This is a genomic window from uncultured Polaribacter sp., from assembly GCF_947500975.1.
Classification (GTDB): domain Bacteria; phylum Bacteroidota; class Bacteroidia; order Flavobacteriales; family Flavobacteriaceae; genus Polaribacter.
On the sequence record NZ_CANMUE010000002.1, the window covers coordinates 25,999 to 45,731 of the forward strand.

The following is a 19,733-nucleotide window of genomic DNA, read 5'->3' on the forward strand; positions in this document are numbered from 1 at the left end:
CTGGCAGAATATTTTAAACATTAAAAAAGCACAAAAAACGAGTAACAAATAACATGAACAATCATTTACCACAACCATCTGTAGATAAACTGTATACCGCTATTAGTTCGCTTATCATTGAAGCGCGTAATACAGTTTATAAAACGGCAAATACCCAAATGGTAAAAGCCTATTGTAATATTGGTAAAATGATTGTAGAAGAAGAGCAAAATGGCAACGATAGAGCCGAATATGGTAAGGCTGTAATTGATGAATTATCAAAACGATTAACCAATACTCACGGAAAAGGTTTTACAAAATCTAACTTATCATATATGAGACAATTCTATAATGCTTTTCCAATTTTCCACGCACTGCGTGATGAATTAAGCTGGACTCATTATAAATTACTGTTAAAAGTACCCAATGAAGCTGCCAGAATATTTTATTTAGAGGAAGCCATACAACAAAATTGGAGTACTAGAACGCTGGAACGACAAATAAATAGTTTGTATCACCAACGATTGTTGGCTACGAAAAAAGAGAATCAAGATTTAGTAAAGGATGAGGCAAAAAAACAGGTAGAAAAATTACAAGCCTCAGATTTTATTAAAGACCCTTATGTTTTAGAATTCACAGGAATACAGTCAAAGGCTCATTTTTACGAGAAAGAATTAGAACAAGCTATTATTGATGAGCTTCATGATTTTTTGTTGGAACTAGGAAAGGGTTTTGCATTTGTAGCACGACAAAAACGCATAAGTTTTGATAATGAACATTTTTATATCGATTTAGTTTTTTACAACTACATTCTTAAATGCTTTCTACTAATTGATTTAAAAACAGGAAAATTAACCCATCAAGATATTGGTCAAATGGATAGTTATATTCGAGTTTTTGAAGATAAAATAAAACAACCTATAGACAACCCAACTATTGGATTGATACTATGTTCAGAAAAAAATCAATCATTAGCAAAATATAGTTTGTTAAATGATAGTGAGCAGATTTTTGCCTCAAAATATGTAACCTATTTGCCAACCGAAGAAGAATTACAAAACCAAATAGACAGTAAGCGAAAACAAATAGAATTAGAAAAAAAATTAAAAAACTAAAATGAATGTCTGCTCCGCAAAGTCTTCCAACTTAGCAGAACAATCGTTCCGCTTACGCTAACAGGGAAATAAAAATAAGAAAATTGAATACAAATTTTGAAGAAAAAAAATCATATAAATACAATATTAGGGGTTTTGTTATATTTAATAACAACTACAAGCTTTTGTCAAAACGTAGATTTAGAAAATCTAGGAGGTTTTATTGGTAAAGGAAAACCTTTAAAAATAAGTGGCGGTATTGCTGCAAATAGTATATTTTATAACTCTAACCAAGATACAGGCAGAGAAGCCTTTACCTATTTTATACAAGGAAACCTTAATATTAGTTATATGGCTTTAAGCGTGCCTTTAAGCTATAGTTATAGCAACCAAGGGAGTCAATTAGAGTATCAATTACCATTTAAGTTTAACCGTTTAAGTTTACATCCCAAATACAAATGGGTACAAGCCCATATTGGAGATGTTGCTATGACATTTTCGCCATATACCTTAAGTGGTCATCAATTTACAGGTGGTGGTGTAGAATTAACACCAAAAGGAAATTTTAAAATTGCTGCTATGGCGGGGCGTTTATTAAAAGCTACAGAAGATAATGACGATGCACGTACCATACCTGCTTTTTATCGTTTTGGTTATGGTGCAAAATTTGGGTATGAAAAAGAAAAATACGCTATTGCTATTACAGGTTTTTACGCCAAAGACAATATAAACTCTATTGCTTTAGTACCCGATGAAAAAGGAGTTACACCAAAAGAAAATTTGGTAATAAGTATAGATGGTTCTTATAAAGTTATGGAAGGCCTAGAGGTAAAAGCAGAATATGCTTCTACAGCCATTACTCAAGATTTACGTGCAGAAACTTCTAATGAAGATGGGCAAGGTTTAGCAGGTTTATTATTTAATAATAGAGCATCTACAGAATATTACAAAGCCTTAAAAGCGGGTTTTGATTATAGTTTTGGTAAGTCTACCGTAGGTGTTGCCTATGAGCGTATAGATCCAGGTTATGAAACCTTAGGAGCTTATTTTTTTAATAATGATTTTGAAAATATTACTTTAAATTATAGCTCAACGTTGTTTAAAGATAAAATAAATTATTCTTTTAATATAGGCTATCAAAGAGACGATTTAGAAAACCAAAAAGAGCAAACTACTAGTAGAACCGTAGGTTCTGTAAACGCAACCTATACTGCTTCTGATAAATTAACAATTACAGGTTCGTATTCTAATTTTAGTACGTTTACGAATGCTAGGGTTAACCAGTTTGATAATATTAATGATGATAATTTATTAGACAATATAGATGAGCAATTTGATTATAAACAGCTTTCTCAAAACGCCAATATAAATGTAAATTATGTACTTTCTAAAAAAGAAGATTTACAACAAAATTTGAATTTAAATTACGCTCTTGCAGATGTAGCTAATGAGCAAGATGGTATTGTACGTATTGGAGATGCTTCTACTTTTCATAACATGAATACGTCTTATACTTTAGGTTTTCCAAAGCAAAGTTTAAATATTACAACTGCATTAAACGGAACGTTAAATACAATTGGTAGAGAAAATGCTACAACATGGGGGCCAACACTAAGCCTAAATAAAAAATTCTTTGAAAATAAATTAAACAGCAGTTTTGCAGCGTCTTATAATACAAGTGATACTCAATCTGGTACTACAAGTGTTACTAATTTTAGAGCTAGTGCTTCTTATGTGTATAAAGAGAAACATAATTTTAATTTAAATGCCATACAGTTGTTTAAAACTTTGCCAACGGCAAACAACCAAGATTTAACTATTACTTTTGGATATAATTATACTTTTGATTTGAACGCCCCAAAACTTAAGAAAAAGAAAAAAGAGAAGGAGTTTTCTTTTTCTTATAAGTCACATATATTTTCGGGTAGTCATAGTAAAATTAGTAAAGATATTACAAGTATTGTTAAAGGTAAAGAGTTTGAAACTATTAAAAACATTAAGAGTATTGTAGATAAGTTATCAGAATTAGAAGCTGAAATGATTGGTGCTCAAAAAAAATCTGATAAATTTTATAAAAAAAGAGCACTAAATTATTTAGATTATTTATATAAACACAAAGATTATTTAGATACATACCATCAATTAGTTTTTTCAGGTTTAAAAAAGTTGTATAAAGAAGCTAAAGTTTTAGACTATTCTATAAAACAAGATTTTTTTGATTATGCAGCTGCTATAAATGAAGAAAAAAGTAAAGGAAAAAAGATTAGTGAAAAAGAAAAAAAGAATCTAGAGATAAAAGAAAGGAAATATAAAGCTCATAAATGGATGCAAGAACAAATAAATGTACTTTCTATTAATGATGTTATAGAAGATAAAGGGTTTTTTAAGGAATTTAAAAAAATGTACTTATCTAAAGTATTTGAAATGTTACAAAAAGGGAAAACAAACAATGAGCTTATTTCTTACTTAGAAATAAAATTAGCCGATTTTTATCATAAAAAAACGAGAAAAATATAGGTTTAAATAATGGACACAAAATAGTGGATAGTGTCTTAAAGACCTTTATGGTAATTTTATGAGTAGATTGTATTTTACTACCAAGTATTTCTAGATTTTATATTTTCATTACAAAGTCTAATTATTTCTGTAACTCGTTTTTTTCTGGTGGTTTCTCTTTTTGCTTGATTCAACCAAAACAAATAATTTTTTCTATAGCTTGGCGCAAAGTTTTTAAAGTTTTCAAAAGCAGTTTTATTTTTATCAAATTCAATTTGTAATTCTTCAGGAATAATTCCTTTTTCAACGTTATCTAATGCTGTCCAAGAACCATTTTGCTTGCCAATTTTAATAATTTCTAAACCACTTTTATGCATTAAATTATTTGCGGTTAATTCTTTTATGTATTTTTTATTTAATGCGCTCCATACACTTTTTGTGTTTCTAGGGCAAAAATATTGTCTTCGTTTTCCGTTTCCAAGACTTTTAACTGTAGCATCTATCCACCCAAAACAAAGAGCAACTTTTACAGCTTCTTCCCAGCGCATAGAAGCCTCTTTATTTTCAACCTTGTAGAAAATAAGATATATACCTTTTGATAAGTTATGGTTTTCTGATAGCCAGTTACGCCATTCTGTATCATTTTTAAAATAAAGCTCTTGTTTATTTAACATTTTATAAATGTAATGATTATAAATAAAAATGTCATTTTAAAAATAGGAGATACTATTGATTTTTATTTGTGCTTTGTTTTAAAAAAATATAAAAAAACCACTTCATTATTTTGAAGCGGTTTATGGTAAAATGTGTATAGATTTATTATTCTTTGTCTAATTTTTTTGTTAGGTTAAAACCAGTAAATAAACCAACTCCAGCCATTAAAAAAATCATTGCTGGGTAAATGGCATCACTATCTAAGCCAGTATAAGTTTCTAATATTAACGCTAAAAATACGCCTAAACCTATCCCTATTAATAGTAGTGATAAATTTAAAATAAAAACTTTTCCTAAAGAACTGCTACCTTTAGATTTTGCAGACATAAATATACTTGCATCTACTCCTTTTTCAATTAAAGCCAAACGCTCTTTATTTCTTGTTGAAAAGAACAAATAGAATATTCCAAAGATGCTACCAAATACTATAATTAAAACTCCGATTTCCATAATTTATAATTTTAAGTTTAAAAATGATTAATTTTATTGTGTTTGTAGCTTTGACGATAACATTTGAATAAAGGTTACAAAAAAATAAAAAAAATATTTTTTCAAAAAAAACTGTAACCTATTTATAGGTTAGATCGTCAAAGATAAAATGACAACCAACAAAGACCAACTAATTATTAATAAAGTATTAAAAGGGGATGCAAATGCGTTTGCATATCTTGTTGATACATATAAGGATATGGTGTTTAGTTTGGCGTTTAAAATGACAAAGAAAAGAGAAGAAGCAGAAGAAGTAAGTCAGGATACATTTATAAAAGCATATAAAAATTTAGGTAAGTTTAAAGGCGATTCTAAATTTAGTACTTGGTTGTACAGAATTGCCTATCATGCAAGTTTAGATGCTATTAAAAAAAATAAAAATCATAATAATTCATTTGAAATAAATGAAATAACATACAATCAAATACAATCTGTAGATACTATTTTACAAGGAATAGAAAGAAAAGAAAGAGCTAAAGTAATGAACGATTGTTTGTTAAAATTACCAGAAGAAGAACGCTCTTTAATTTGGATGTTTTATTTTGATGAATTAAGTTTGAGAGAAATTATAGAAGTAACTTCAATTTCTGAAGCAAATTTAAAAGTAAAATTACATAGAGCAAGAAAAAAACTATTAGCTATTGTACAAGAAAATGTAGAACCAGAATTAATAAGTCATTATGGGAGAAAATAAACATATTAAAGAACTAGATGCTTTTGCAAAAAAATATGTAAGAGAAATTCAATCAGAAAGCCCATCAAAAGATTTTACAAATTCTTTGATGCAAGCTATTTTGGCTGAAAGTAAAAGTACAGTTTTTAAACCTACTGTTTTAATATCTAAAAAAGTATGGTTTTTAATTTTTGGGTTGATAGTTGCCGTAATTTTTATTCCTTTTAATTCATCAGAAAAAAGTTTTATAAACTTACCAAAAGTAGATTTTTCTTTTTTTGATAAAATTCAGATTCCTAATTTTTTAGAGTCAATAGCAATTTCAAATACAGTTTTGTACTCGGTTTTTTTCTTCGGATTGATGATTATTGCGCAAGTTGTATTCTTAAAAAATCATTTTAACAAAAGGTTAGAATAAGGTTTTTTACATCTTTATTTGTTGGATGTAAAAATGATTTTTATATCGCCAAAAAAAATAAAGCTACTTGTTTTATTTATCGGTTTTTAATTTAATGTTTTTGTTAAAAGGAACCTTAAGTTGATACAAAATATCTTGATCTCTAGAATCGTCTAATAAATCTAAGCCAAACTTTACTTTCTTAGGATCATCATAAGTTAATGTGCCAAACATTCTGTCCCAAATAGAAAAGATATTTCCAAAATTAGTATCTGTCCAAGGCATCACATGATGATGATGAAACTTGTGCATATTTGGAGTTACAAAAATATAACTGATGATTTTGTCTAGCTTTTTAGGCATGTAAAAATTGGCATGTGTAAAGTAACTAAAAAACACTGTAGCCATTCTGTAAAATAAATAGTAGGCAAGTGGAACACCAAAAATAATGATTACAATTAACGCAAAAATTTCTCTAAAAGCATAATCTCCAGGGTGATGTCTCGTTGCGCTTGTTGCGTCCACAGTAGTGTCACTATGATGTATCATATGAAAACGCCACATAAATGGTACTTTATGTAATAAATAATGCACAAGATATTGTGCAGAAAAATCTAAAGCGGCAATTGCAATTAGTAATTCTACCCAAATAGGCAAGTCAATCATATTTAAAACACCAAAATTGTTTGTAGAAAGCCAAACAAAAATACCAACAGATAAAACACCAAAAATTAAATTTAAACTTACATCCATGGCAAGAAAAACCATATTTACACCTGCGTGTTTCCATTTTTTATAATCAAATTTTACTAATGGAATTATTAATTCAACAATCCAATTAGCAGAAATACAGATAAAAATCCAAAGTAATTTTTGCCAAGAAGGCATGGTTTCAAAAAAGTTTAAAAAATTTTCCATTAGTAGATTTTAAATTAACGGATTGTAATATAACAATTTTTAGTCTTTGATTTTAAAGAATTTTAAAATTAAAATAGAAAAAATATAGAAATTATTAATTCTTGTTTTATTTTCTGCTTAAAAAATCTTCATAAGAATTTTGTGTAATTGCTTTGCCTAAAGAATCTAATTGTGATGAGTTTTTACCTAATTTAAAAATTGCCTTATTACTAACATAATCATACAGGTATTCATCGTTTTTTGTTACAACTCCAAAACCTTTGTTAAAAACATAATGAGCAAATTGTTTATCAGAAGTATTAAAAATATTTTTACTGAATTTAAATTCTGTATTATCGCCTTTTAACATATCTAATAAAGTATAAGAAAAATCTACTTGACTAGAAATATTGTTGTTTTGAATGCCTGTTTTAGATAAAGCACCACCTAACCAAAGCATAGGAATATGAAATTTTTTAGAAGAAAAATAAGGGCCTTCATGTTTTGGAGAACTATGTCCATGATCAGCCATAATAACAATTAAAGTATTTTTATACCAATCTTGTTGTTTGGCAAACTCTATAAAATTACCAATAACTTTATCTGTATAAAAATGCGAACTTCTAAATTTATTGTCTTCAGTGTCTTTACCAAATTTATATTCACCTTTTATTTCATAAGGTTCATGACTACTTAGTGTTAAGGCTATTTTAAAGAAAGGAGTTTTTTGTTTAGTTGCTAAATCTTTAGCAAATCGCTTCATAAAAACATCATCATGTGCACCCCATTTTGAATTCCAATCTTTTTTATCAAAATAACTGCCATCCACAAAATTATTGATTCCAGCATTTCGTAAATATGTATTCATATTTCCAAAATTTAAATCTCCGCCATAATAAAAGGAAGTTTCATATCCTAAATCTTGCATTTTTTTAGGTAACATAGGCAAACTTCTGGTTTTGTTTGGCATGCGCATAATTTTCTTAACAGGTTGAGGATAGTAACCACTTAAAATGGCCGGAATTCCTTTGTCAGTTCTATCTCCATTTGAATAAAAATTAGTAAACAAGACTCCTTCTTTAGATAATTTATTAAGGTTTGGTGTTACATTTTCTTCACCATTTAAAGATCCTACAATCTTTGCAGGTAAACTTTCCCAAATTATTAATATAATATTGGGTTTTTGGGTGTTTAAAATAGAATCTGTATTAGCTTCTAAAAGTTTGTTTCTTGTTTTATTAATAATATTTAAAGCTGTTTTATTATCAAAATGTTTATAAGGATTTGTGCCATCTGTTTTATGTGTAATTGTGTTAAAAAAGTTCCAAATAAAATTTATAGACGCATGATTAGCAAACATATTATCAGAAAAATATACATTACTCTGATTTACAGGTATTGTTTGCAAACCACCTCTTAGAGGTAGAATTAAAAGTACTGTTACAAATAGCAGAATTGGAATTTCTAACCAAGTTCCAAAATCTATTTTGGTTATTTTTTTGAGATGAAATTTCTTGAATATTTTGATAAAAATGTAAGAAATTAAAACCCAGAAAAAGATTCCAGAAATTAACTGAAAGTTAGATGCAGAAGAAATCATTAGTTCTGGAGTGTTTAAATAAGGTAGAAGAGAAGTATCTAATCTAACACCCCAAGCTTGGTACAAGCCAGCATCAATTAAAAGTAATAAACTTATAAAAGTGATGACTATTATGGTAAACCATTTTATTAATTTTTCAATGATTTTTGAATTGATAAAAGCTGAAAAGGCGATTAATAAAAAAGGAATTAAAGAAATATATGCTGCAAAAGAAGTATCTAATTGTAACCCATATAAAAAAGTTTTTAAAGTTGTTAAAAAACCTAATTCTTGTGTTTTTTCAAAATGATTTAAAAGAAAGAATAAGCGAGCAAAAACAAAATAAACAATCCAAAAAAGATAGTAATATAGGTTGTAAAGTAGTTTACTTGTTAAGTTTTTCATTTATTATTAATCATAAAGTATTAGTTTTTTTATAACCCAAAATGGTTATTCAGTAACTTTTAATCTTGCTTTTGCAGTTACAGAAACATCAGCATAATCATCATTTAAATATTTTAAATAGCCAGCAATAGCAATCATTGCTGCATTGTCTGTGGTATATTCAAATTTAGGTATATAAGTTTTCCAGCCCAAATGTTTTTCTGCCGTTAACAAACGTTTTCTAATATCAGAATTTGCAGATACACCACCCGCAATAGCAATATGTTTTATTCCTGTTTTTTTTACAGCATTTTTTAATTTTTCCATCAAAATTTCAACAATCGTATATTGTATTGATGCACAAATGTCATGTAGATTTTCTTTAACAAAATTAGGGTTTATACGTTGTTGCTTTTGAATAAAATATAAAATTCCAGTTTTTAATCCGCTAAAACTAAAATCTAAATCTCCAACTTTTGGTTTTGTAAACGGAAATGCTTTTGGGTTTCCAAGTTGTGCGTATTTATCAATCAAAGGTCCTCCAGGATAAGGGAGTCCTAATATTTTTGCCGATTTGTCAAAAGCCTCGCCAACTGCATCATCAATTGTTTCACCTAAAATTTCCATTTCAAAATGATTTGTTACTTTTACAATTTGAGTATGTCCACCACTTATTGTTAAGCAAATAAATGGAAAAGAAGGAATTTTACTTTCTTCATCATCTTTAATAAAATGTGCTAAAATATGCGCTTGCATATGGTTAACATCAATTAAAGGAATTTGTAAACCTAAGGCCAAAGATTTTGCAAAAGAAGTGCCAACTAGTAATGAGCCCATTAATCCGGGTCCTTTAGTAAAAGCAATTGCAGTTAAATCTTTTTTATGAATATTTGCCTGTTCTATTGCTTGCTGTACAACAGGTACAATATTTTGTTGATGCGCTCTAGATGCCAATTCTGGAACAACTCCACCATATTTTGAGTGTACTTCTTGATTCGCAACAACGTTACTGAGAATTTTATTATCACAAATTACGGAAGCACTTGTATCATCACAAGAAGATTCTATCCCTAAAATATAAACTGATTTTTCCATTAGAAAAAGTAAATTAGTTGCAAAATTAAGTATAATTTTATCTATGCTTCGTTTTTTAATAATAGAAATTTAATAGTTTGTTAAATTTGCACGTTCTTTGTAATAAATGGCAGCATTTTTGCTTATAAAGATTGAACTATAACTACTCTAAATTAAAATAGATATCAAACAAATTGGAAAAAAAATACTAAAATGGCTAGGGTACATTGTACTCTTTTTGTTGTTGATTAGTGTATTGTTTTCAATTCCAACAGTACAAACAAAAATAGGAAGCTACTTAACGAATAAAGTTAATGAAGAATATGGTACTAACTTGTCTATTGAAAAAGTAGATTTTTCTTTTTTAGGAAGTGTACAATTGGGCAATGTACAAATTAGAGATCATCATAAAGACACTTTAATTTTTGTAAAAAAAATAAACACATCGCTTTTAAATGCCAAAAGAGTTTTAGATAATGAAGTTACTTTAAAAAGTATTTCTTTAGATGGTATTGATTTTAATATGAAAACCTATAAAGGAGAAATAGATGACAATATGAATATTTTTATCAAAGCTTTTGATAACGGTAAGTCTAAAGATTCATTAAAAAAACCTTTTGTTCTACAAACTTCAAATGTTTATATAAATAATTTAAATTTTAAGCTGATAAATCAAAATAAGAAAGACTCCATAATTTATTCGGCTACGAATACTGGTGGTAATTTACAAGATCTATCAATTGTTGGGCCTGATTTTTCTTCAAAAATTAGAGGTTTGTATTTTAAAGATTATTATGGTTTGGAAATTAATAATTTAACCACAGACTTTACGTATTCTAAAACTGCAATGCATTTTAAAAACACAACTTTGCAAACAAAAAATTCATTGATAAAAGGCGATGTTGATTTTAGTTACAAAAGAGAAGATTTTATATTTTTTAATGATAAAGTTCAAATAGATGCCCATTTTGATAAAAGTAAAATAGCAGTAAAAGATCTTAATAAGTTTTATAACGAATTAAAAGGTAATGATAACTTAAATTTTAATGGAGATTTTAATGGTAAAATAAATAATTTTAATTTAAATAATTTAAAATTATCATCAGAAAGAGGCCTTGTAATTAATGGCGATTTAGCATTTAGAAATGCTTTAAGTAGAGATAGAGGTTTTATTTTTAATGGCAAATTAAATAATGTAACCGCAACTTATAAAGAATTAAAAAATATTTTACCAAATGTTTTAGGACACACTTTGCCAAGTGAATTTGATAAACTGGGTAAGTTTACTTTAAGAGGATACGTAGCTTTAACTCCTGAAAATGTGGAAGCAAATGTAAATGTAAAATCAGAAATTGGTACTACTGTTTCAGATTTGCAAATTACCAATATAAATGATATTGATTTTGCCTCTTATGATGGAAATGTAGAATTAATAAATTTTAATATTGGACGTTTTTTTAATAACCCATTATTTGGTGAAGTTTCTTTAAAAGGAAAGGTAATTGGAAGTGGTTTTAAATTAGATAACATAAAAACTTCATTTGTAGGAAACGTTTCTCAGATAGATTTTAAGAAATATAACTATCAAAATATTGATGTTAATGGTCAATATCAGAATAACAAATTTGATGGAGATATAGCTATTGATGATGAAAATTTTAAAATGGTTTTTAATGGCTTGGCAGATTTGTCTTCTACGGTAAATAAATTCGATTTTAAATCAGATATTGAACTTTTAAATTTAAAAGCTACAAACTTATTTGTAAGAGATAGTATTTCTGTCTTAAAAGGAAATATTCAACTGGATGTAGAGGGAAATACTTTTGATGATATTGTAGGAAAAGCAACTTTTAAAAATATTTTATATACCAATCAAAAAAAGGAATTTACTTTTAAAGAATTTATAGTAACATCTTCTTTAAAAGACAGTATAAAAACGGTAAATGTAGACTCAAAAGATATTGCAAATGGATCACTATCAGGTAAGTTTACTTTGTCAGAATTATTACCTGTAGCACAAAATGCATTAGGTAGTATTTATACAAATTATCAACCTTATGATGTAGCTCCAAATCAATTTTTAGATTTTAATTTTACAGTTTATAATCAAATTGTAAGCGTATTTTATCCAGAAATTTCTATTGATAATAAAACAGAAATAAAAGGAAAAATAGCATCTAATAAAAATTTATTGAAGCTTAAGTTTTCATCACCCAGAATTGAAGCTTATGGTAACGAAGTAAAAGATGTTTTGTTAAGAACGGATAATCAAAACCCGCTCTATAATTCTCATTTAACTGCATCTGAAGTTAATACTAAATACTATAAAGTTTCTAAATTAAATTTATTAAATAGAACACAAAATGATACCTTGTATTTTAAATCAGTTTTTAAAGGAGGTAAAAAAAATAATGAGAATTTTAATTTCGATTTTTTCTACACGTTTAATCCAGAAGGAAAATCGGTTTTAGGATTTGAAAAATCATCATTTTTATTTAAAGATAATGTTTGGAATATTAATCCTGACGCTACAAATACTGATAAAATTACCTTTGATTTAAAAGAGGAAGAATTTAATTTTAGTCAGTTTAAATTAATTTCTGGTGAGCAAAAAATTGCTTTTTCAGGGAGTTTAAAAGGAGATTCTGAAAAGGTATTATTGGCAGATTTTACCAATGTAAAATTAGAAAGTTTTTTACCTAAAATAGATAGTTTAAAGTTAAAAGGTAACTTAACAGGAAATTTAGATTTTGTTCAAAAAGATAACATTTATACATCAGAAGCTGTTTTAAAGGTCAAAAATTTTGAAGTTAATAATTTTAATCAAGGAGATTTGACTATAAATATTAAAGGACAAAATTCTTACAAAGAATATGAGGTTAATTTATCAATAGAAAACAAAAAAGTAAAAAGTATTGCTGCAATTGGTAGTTTAGACTTTTCTAGAAAACGCCCATTAATGGACTTAAATGTTTTTTTAGAAGATTTTAAATTAGAGGCATTTAGTCCTTTGGGTAAAGACGTTTTATCCTCTCTTAGAGGAGATGTTTCAGGAGATTTTAATTTAAAAGGTTTTATTGGCAATCCAGATATGGAAGGAACTTTAAGAATTAATAATGCAGGTTTAAAATTTCCCTATTTAAATGTTGATTATGATTTTGAAGGTGAATCTATAGTCTCTTTACAAGAGCAATCATTTATTATAGAAGATGTTACTTTGTTAGATACTAAACATAATACTAACGGAAGGTTATTGGGTAGTATTTCTCATTTTAATTTTAATCAATGGTTTTTAGATTTAGAAATTGTTACTGATAATTTATTGGTTTTAGATACAAAAGACACCGATGAAGCCCTGTATTTTGGATCTGCTTTTATGGAAGGTTCTGCAAGAATAACTGGCTTAACAGATAAATTAACTATAGATGTAAATGCTAAAACAAAACCAGGAACCGTTTTTGTAGTTCCATTAAAAGAAATTGAAACTGTTGATAATTTTAAGTTAATTCATTTTAAATCTGATGAAACTAAGTTTAAAGATAAACAAAGAGAAATTGCTCAAGAAGCAATAAAAGGGTTGGATTTAAATATTGATTTAGAGGTTACAAAAGATGCAAAAGCACAAGTGGTTATTGATGAGGTAAATGGGAGCCAGTTAACAGGTAGAGGTTCTGGTAATTTAAGAATTGAAATTAATACAAGAGGTAGATTTAACATGTATGGAGATTATTTGATAGATAATGGTGTATATGATTTTAGATATGGAGGTTTTATTAGTAAGCCTTTTTTAATTCAAAAAGGAGGTACTATTTCTTGGAACGGAAACCCTTATGAAGCAAATTTAGATGTAACCGCAATTTATAAAGCCAAAGCCAATCCGGCTGTTTTATTAGATAATTTTAATTCAAACAGAAAAGAAGAGATAGATTTAGTAACCAAAATTACTGGTGGGCTATTTAGTTCTAAACAAGAATTAGATATTCAATTAACAAATGTAGATCCAACTATTGCAAGTGAATTAGAGTTTATTTTAAATGATAATAATGTAAATGAAAAAACAACACAATTTATATCATTGTTAGCATTTGGTTCTTTTAGAAATCCTGATAAAGTAGATTTCGATGTAAATAATACATTAACAAGTACAGCTACTAGTGCAATTGCAGCAGCATTTTCTAGTTTATTAAACAACCCTGAAAGTAAATTTCAATTAGGTGTAGATTATCAACAAGGGTCAGCGGATAATGATTTAGAAAGATTAAATATAGATAATCAAGTTGATTTATCAGTTAGTACACAATTAAGTGACAGAATTATTATTAATGGAAAAGTTGGAGTACCCGTAGGATCAGAAACGCAATCTAGTGTAGTTGGAGAAGTTAAGATTGAAATTTTAATGAATAAAGAAGGAAACCTAAGGGTAATCGTTTTCAATCGTCAAAACGAAATTCAATATTCAACAGAAGAAGAAGGTTATACACAAGGATTAGGTTTAACTTATCAAGTAAACTTTAATACTATTTATGATTTACTTTCTAAAATTGGAATAAAAAATAAAGTGAAAAGAAATAGTAAAAAGAACCTTAAAAAAGATGCTAATAAGGTTAAAGAAAATGAAATAGATAATTTCGAAGGAAATTAATTTTCAAAAGATTAAGCAATAGATTTTATATTTTTTTTAAAGTTAAAAACAAAGTGTAATTAAGCATAATTTAAGCTCGATTATGTTGGGTTTAAGGCTAAAACGATTTCGTAAGTTTTTTATTTTAAATAGTTTAAAAGCACTAATTTTACATCATATTATATGGGAAAAATCAAAAAAATAGGAGTGATGACCTCTGGAGGAGATTCTCCAGGAATGAATGCAGCGATTAGATCTGTAGTAAGAACTTGTGCATTTTATAATCTTGAAAGTGTAGGTATTTATAGAGGTTATGAAGGGATGATTGAAGGAGATTTTATTGAATTAAATGCCAGAAGTGTTAAAGGGATTATAAACAAAGGTGGAACTTTTTTAAAATCTGCAAGGTCAAAAGAATTTAGAACTAAAGAAGGAAGGCAAGAGGCTTATAATCAGCTTAAAAAAGAAAATATTGATGCACTTGTAACTATTGGAGGAGATGGAACTTTTACAGGAGCTTTAATTTTTAATAAAGAATTTAATTTTCCAGTAATTGGAATTCCTGGTACAATAGATAATGATATTGCTGGTACTTCTCATACCTTAGGATATGATACAGCTTTAAATACTGTTGTAGATGTAATTGATAAAATTAGAGATACAGCTTCATCACACAATAGATTATTTTTTATTGAAGTGATGGGTAGAGATGTTGGACATATAGCTTTAAATGCTGGAGTTGGAGCAGGAGCAGAAGAAATTTTGATTCCTGAAGAAAATTTAGGATTAGATCGTTTAGTAGAATCCTTACAAAGAAGTAAAGAATCTGGTAAATCTTCAAGTATTGTTGTAGTTGCAGAAGGTGATAAAACAGGAAGCAATGTTTTTGAACTAAAAGATTATATTAATGAGCATATGCCAGAATATGATGTAAGAGTATCAGTTTTAGGTCATATGCAAAGAGGAGGTTCTCCTTCTTGTTTTGATAGAGTTTTAGCAAGTAGAATGGGAGTAAAATCAGTTGAATGTTTATTAGAAGGGCAATCTAACTTAATGGTTGGTTTAATAAATGATAAAATTTCTACAACACCTTTAGATAAAGCAATTAAAGGTCAATCAAAAATAAATAAAGAATTAATTAGAGTTTCAGACATAATGTCTACTTAAAAATAAAAAAAATGATAAAAATAGGAATTAACGGATTTGGAAGAATAGGAAGATTAGCTTTTAGATCTGCAGTAAAAAGAGATAATGTACAAGTAGTTGCAATTAACGATTTATTAGATGTAGATTATTTAGCATATATGTTAAAGTACGATTCTGTACATGGAGCTTTTGATGGTACTGTAGAAGTGGCTGATGGTAAGTTGGTTGTTGATGGTAATGAAATTAGAATTTCTGCAGAACGTAACCCTGCTGATTTAAAATGGGATGAAGTTGGAGTTGAGTATGTTTTAGAATGTACAGGTATTTTTAAAAGTTTAGAGCAAGCAAATTTACATATACAAGGTGGAGCTAAAAAAGTTGCAATTTCTGCACCTTCTGGAGATGCACCGATGTTTGTTATGGGTGTAAACCATACAAAGTTACAAGCATCAGACACTATTTTTTCTAACGCTTCATGTACAACAAACTGTTTAGCGCCAATTGCTAAAGTTTTAAATGATAAATTCGGAATTTCTGAAGGTTTAATGACAACAGTTCATGCTGCAACAGCAACACAAAAAACAGTTGATAGCCCATCTAATAAAGATTGGAGAGGCGGTAGAGCTGCAATACATAATATTATTCCTTCTTCTACTGGGGCGGCTAAAGCTGTTGGAAAAGTAATTCCAGAATTAAATGGAAAATTAACAGGTATGGCTTTTAGAGTACCAACTATGGATGTTTCTGTAGTAGATTTAACTGTAAAGTTAGAAAAAGGAGCTTCTTATGAAGAAATTAAAGCAGCAATGAAATCTGCTTCAGAAAATGAAATGGAAGGTGTTTTAGGATATACTGAAGAGTTAGTTGTTTCTCAAGATTTTGTTGGGGATACTCGTACATCTGTTTTTGATGCCAATGCAGGTATCGCCTTAAATGATAACTTTGTAAAAGTTGTTTCTTGGTATGATAATGAAATTGGGTACTCAACTAAATTAGTAGATTTAGTAGAATATTCTGCATCACTATAAATAGAATAGATTTTAAATTTAAAAAACCTGATAGCATTAATTTTCTATCAGGTTTTTTAGTTTTGGTCTAAAAGTAAATGCTTATTTTATAGCAATCATGCTAATTTCTACATTCACAAACTTAGGTAGGTTTGCAACTTCTACAGTTTCTCTAGCGGGTGCAGTTTCATCATTAAAATACTGACCGTAGATTTTATTAATTTCTGCAAAATTATTCATGTCAGAAATAAATATTGATGTTTTTATAACGTTTTCAAAATTCATTTCAGCAGCTTCTAAAACAGCTTTCATGTTTTCCATAACTTGAACTGTTTCTTTTTCTAAAGAATCTATAACTAATTCTCCAGTTTCTGGATGCAAGGCAATTTGACCAGAAGTATATAAAGTATTTCCTGTTAAAATAGCTTGATTATATGGTCCTATAGGTGCTGGAGCTTTTGATGTTGATATTATTTTTTTCATTTGAGTATATTATTGTTAAAAAAGAGTTCTGTCTGCTGGCTTAGTTTTATCCCATTTTAAATCAGAAAGAGTTGATGATTTTACACCAATAAAAAATGTGTAGGAAGAATTTGTTCCAAAAGGAACCCAATTAAAGTTAAACTGCCAACTATCTAAATCTCTTGTAAAATTAAATCTAGAGAAAGAAAACGCTCCGTTTACTACATCATAACCAGAACTGTAACCAATTTTCCATTTTGGAGATAAGTCAATATTTCCACTAAAGCCAAGAGTATGTACTCCAATTTCACCAGGATCTACACCATTGTTAGTATAACTTGCAGAATAAACTAAATTAATTGACCAAGGTATTTTAGAGTTATATAGTTCAGTTTTTTGAGTTTTACCGTTATTGGTATCATTTCTTTGCCTATTATTTCTAGCAGTTGGATCAATTTCTGCCCCTAAAGTATCGGTAGGGTTATTTGCTCCATTACCATTTTTGTTTTCATTAGTACCTTTTTTGCTTTTATCAAAATCTGAACTAGAAATAGAATAATTTGCTGTTAATGATGCTCTTGATAGTCGAGGAAAAGAATTAAATTGATTTATACTGATACCATTTTCATCTACTTGGTAAGGGTTAAAAGTACCACTAAAATTAACTGCTAATTTATCTTTTAGTAATCTAGTACCTGCAGAAAGGCTAATGTTAGACCAGCGCAAACTATCTGCTGCAATATTGTAGCTAGTGTTAAAATTTAAGTTGTTAAAGATCATAACTTTTTTATCTTCTTCATCGCTATCTGGGTCTTTTGGGGCTACTTTTGCCTCTAAAACATTGTTTACAGAAATTCCAATAGAATTACTTAAACCACTAGAAGGAGAACCATAAATTCCTTGATCAAAAACTGTATATTCTTCAAAATCAGTTTCATCTTCACTTTGCTGTACTTGTTTTATGTATTTGTCTTTAAAATCAGGTCTATAAGAATAAGATATAGATGGCCTAACTGTATGTCTAATTGCTTTTAATCTTCCTTTTTTAAAATTAAAGGTTCCGTAAATGTTGGTAGATAAACTCATTCCTACATTATATTCTCTGTAGGTTTTAAAACCACGTAAAGTGTCAGTTACAACTTCATTTTCAGTACTATCGTATTCTTTATTTATATAATCAAATTGCCAAGTTTCTTCATAATTTGCACTTGGCGACAATGTAAAATACTTAAATGCTTTTATATTGGTGCTTGTACTTGTTGAATGTTGTACACCAGACCTTGCAGTTTCAAACATCTTACTAGAAAGAAACTCGTCATCTGTAGTATTTATTAAGTATTGTCCTTTCATGTTATAGTTAAATCCCATTTTTTGAATTGGATTTTTCTTAATACCACCTTTACCAGCAAATGGGTAAACTCTGTTCATATTTAAAGTTAATGAAGGCAAAGTCATTGTTATTTCTTCGGTATTTGTATTTTGTTGATGAGAAGCAGTAACTGCCATGTTAAAAGGAGTGCCAACAAAAGTTTTACTATAATTTATAGAAGAATTTAAAGTGTTATTTTGTGTTTGCGAAATATTATACTGGTTTAAAGATTCTCTAAAAAAACTACTACTACCCATATTTACAGAAGCAGAAAATCTTGAGTTAGGGCTTGCTTTTGAATCTTGACTATGAGACCATCTAATATTAAAATTATTTGATTTACTAAAATCATCAAAACCTCTTATGCCACTAATATTACTTTCATAATTAAAGGCAAATGTTCCATTAAACCTATATCTTTTTACATAATTAGTAGACATTCTTGTACTCCAGCTTCCATTAGTATACACATCTCCTTGTACTGTTAAATCGGCATAGTCACTTAAAGCAAAATAATATCCACCGTTTTGAAAACCAATTCCTCTATCACTACTTCCTGTATCAAATGAAGGTATTATAAAACCAGAAACACTAGTTTCAGTCATTGGAAAATAAGCAAAAGGTAAAAATAAAGGTGTAGGAACATCGGCTATAAAAAGTTGACTAGTACCTACTATTATTTTTTTACCCGGAACTAATTTTGCTTTATCTGTTGCAATATAATAATCTGGATTTTCTTTTTCTGAAGTTGTAAACCTAATTTTTCTAACATAAATGGTTGAATCATTTACACGTTTTGTTTTTTCGCCATAAGTAAACATTTCTCCTTGTTTGGTTTTTAAACCATAAATTAATGCACGTTTACTTTTAAAGTTATAAATTATAGAATCTTGTTCAGATTCTTGACTTCCTTGAATAAAAACTGGCCTTTGTACATAACCAGTACTGTCTTTAATACCTTTTGCAAAGAGTGTGTTTTTTTTGTAATCAATAATAATTATACCAGCTTTTAAATCAATATCAGTATATTTAATATTGGCTTCATTATATAAAGTTACAGTTTTATTTTTAGCATTTTGTATTGTATAATCTTTTGCGGTATGTATTATAATATCTTCTAATGATTCTTTTGGTTTAATAGAGTCATTAACAATAGTGTCTTTATTTTGTAATAATAACGAATCTTTTTTCTTAGACAATAAACTATCCTTTTTAACAATTGGAATAATTGTTTGCTTATTTGTTTTAGTATCTTGAGAAAAACCTATCTGAGTGTAAAAAAAACAGAAAAATAAAAGTATATATGATATGTTTGATTTCAAGGCTATAAGTACTATTTTTGTCTGTGAGTA

The 19,733-nt window shown here is 28.1% G+C and carries 14 protein-coding genes; 7 read left to right on the forward strand and 7 right to left on the reverse strand.

The features are described 5' to 3' along the window. Nucleotides 1-53 precede the first annotated feature (53 nt). Both Q0733_RS02150 and Q0733_RS02155 read left to right on the forward strand, forming a co-directional pair. On the forward strand, nt 54-1,094 hold the full coding sequence (locus Q0733_RS02150; protein WP_298778386.1) for a PDDEXK nuclease domain-containing protein: 1,041 nt from the start codon (nt 54-56) through the stop codon (nt 1,092-1,094). A 96-nt stretch (nt 1,095-1,190) separates the two neighbouring features. Further along, the gene (locus tag Q0733_RS02155; protein ID WP_298778389.1) at nt 1,191-3,590 is read left to right on the forward strand and encodes a hypothetical protein; all 2,400 of its coding nucleotides are present in this window, start codon (nt 1,191-1,193) and stop codon (nt 3,588-3,590) included. 77 nt (nt 3,591-3,667) lie between these two features. Here the strand turns inward: Q0733_RS02155 and Q0733_RS02160 are convergent, their stop codons facing one another. Both Q0733_RS02160 and Q0733_RS02165 read right to left on the reverse strand, forming a co-directional pair. Then, nucleotides 3,668-4,243 (reverse strand): YdeI family protein, encoded by a 576-nt coding sequence (locus tag Q0733_RS02160; protein WP_298778392.1) that lies wholly within the window; start codon nt 4,241-4,243, stop codon nt 3,668-3,670. A 145-nt stretch (nt 4,244-4,388) separates the two neighbouring features. Further along, the gene (locus Q0733_RS02165; RefSeq protein WP_298778394.1) at nt 4,389-4,733 is read right to left on the reverse strand and encodes a DUF6249 domain-containing protein; all 345 of its coding nucleotides are present in this window, start codon (nt 4,731-4,733) and stop codon (nt 4,389-4,391) included. 148 nt (nt 4,734-4,881) lie between these two features. Between Q0733_RS02165 and Q0733_RS02170 the strand changes: the two genes are divergently transcribed. Next, a complete protein-coding gene (locus Q0733_RS02170) occupies nt 4,882-5,466 on the forward strand; it encodes a sigma-70 family RNA polymerase sigma factor (protein ID WP_298778396.1) in 585 nt (194 codons plus the stop codon). Continuing rightward, nucleotides 5,453-5,863 (forward strand): hypothetical protein, encoded by a 411-nt coding sequence (locus Q0733_RS02175; RefSeq protein ID WP_298778397.1) that lies wholly within the window; start codon nt 5,453-5,455, stop codon nt 5,861-5,863. Before Q0733_RS02170 ends, Q0733_RS02175 begins: the two co-directional genes overlap by 14 nt. Before the next feature lie 72 nt (nt 5,864-5,935). On the opposite strand, the gene Q0733_RS02180 is transcribed toward Q0733_RS02175, so the two are convergent. From Q0733_RS02180 to tsaD, 3 genes are all read right to left on the reverse strand, one after another. Beyond that, entirely contained in the window at nt 5,936-6,760 is an 825-nt protein-coding gene (locus Q0733_RS02180) for a sterol desaturase family protein (RefSeq protein ID WP_298778400.1), read from the reverse strand. Nucleotides 6,761-6,866: 106 nt separating this feature from the next. Further along, a complete protein-coding gene (locus Q0733_RS02185; RefSeq protein ID WP_298778403.1) occupies nt 6,867-8,723 on the reverse strand; it encodes an LTA synthase family protein in 1,857 nt (618 codons plus the stop codon). Between the two features lie 45 nt (nt 8,724-8,768). Continuing rightward, nucleotides 8,769-9,797, reverse strand: a complete 1,029-nt coding sequence (tsaD, locus tag Q0733_RS02190) for a tRNA (adenosine(37)-N6)-threonylcarbamoyltransferase complex transferase subunit TsaD (protein ID WP_298778405.1) — start codon at nt 9,795-9,797, stop codon at nt 8,769-8,771. A gap of 223 nt (nt 9,798-10,020) precedes the next feature. Here tsaD and Q0733_RS02195 point away from each other — a divergent pair, with 223 nt between their 5' ends. The 3 genes from Q0733_RS02195 to gap all read left to right on the forward strand — a co-directional run bounded on the left by Q0733_RS02195 (nt 10,021) and on the right by gap (nt 16,571). After that, on the forward strand, nt 10,021-14,418 hold the full coding sequence (locus Q0733_RS02195) for a translocation/assembly module TamB domain-containing protein (RefSeq protein ID WP_298778408.1): 4,398 nt from the start codon (nt 10,021-10,023) through the stop codon (nt 14,416-14,418). 162 nt (nt 14,419-14,580) lie between these two features. Then, complete coding sequence (pfkA, locus tag Q0733_RS02200; RefSeq protein WP_298778410.1) at nt 14,581-15,564, forward strand: 6-phosphofructokinase; 984 nt, start codon at nt 14,581-14,583, stop codon at nt 15,562-15,564. Nucleotides 15,565-15,575: 11 nt separating this feature from the next. Next, nucleotides 15,576-16,571 (forward strand): type I glyceraldehyde-3-phosphate dehydrogenase, encoded by a 996-nt coding sequence (gene gap, locus Q0733_RS02205; RefSeq protein WP_298778412.1) that lies wholly within the window; start codon nt 15,576-15,578, stop codon nt 16,569-16,571. 81 nt (nt 16,572-16,652) lie between these two features. Here the strand turns inward: gap and Q0733_RS02210 are convergent, their stop codons facing one another. Continuing rightward, complete coding sequence (locus tag Q0733_RS02210; RefSeq protein WP_298778414.1) at nt 16,653-17,033, reverse strand: RidA family protein; 381 nt, start codon at nt 17,031-17,033, stop codon at nt 16,653-16,655. A gap of 15 nt (nt 17,034-17,048) precedes the next feature. Then, nucleotides 17,049-19,703 (reverse strand): putative LPS assembly protein LptD, encoded by a 2,655-nt coding sequence (locus Q0733_RS02215; protein WP_298778417.1) that lies wholly within the window; start codon nt 19,701-19,703, stop codon nt 17,049-17,051. Nucleotides 19,704-19,733 lie beyond the last annotated feature (30 nt).